This window comes from Spirulina sp. CCY15215 (assembly GCF_016888125.1).
In the GTDB taxonomy this organism is placed as follows: Bacteria; Cyanobacteriota; Cyanobacteriia; order Cyanobacteriales; family Spirulinaceae; genus CCY15215.
This window is the reverse complement of the sequence record NZ_JACSWA010000027.1, coordinates 1-285: the sequence shown is the minus strand read 5'-3', so window position 1 is coordinate 285 and position 285 is coordinate 1. Positions and strand designations below refer to the sequence as shown.

The following is a 285-nucleotide window of genomic DNA, read 5'->3' as shown; positions in this document are numbered from 1 at the left end:
CAGCAGCCCCCGACGGCACCGGGACAATAATCAACTACAACGGCAACACCTACCATATCAACGGCGGCACCCAAGCCGGAGCCAACTTATTCCACTCGTTTCAGGAATTCGGCTTAAACCCCCAAGAAATCGCCAACTTCCTCTCCAACCCCAACATCCTCAACGTCGTCGGAAGAGTCACGGGAGGAAACCCCAGCATTATCCAAGGACTGATCCAACTCACAGGAGGCAACTCAAACCTATTCCTGATGAACCCCTCGGGCTGGGTCTTCACCCAAGGGGCAA

1 protein-coding gene is annotated in these 285 nt (G+C 54.7%); it reads left to right on the top strand.

Going from position 1 to position 285, the window contains the following annotated elements:
• On the top strand, positions 1–285 hold a 285-nt coding region (locus tag JUI58_RS27415; protein WP_204101734.1), incomplete at both ends, for a filamentous hemagglutinin N-terminal domain-containing protein.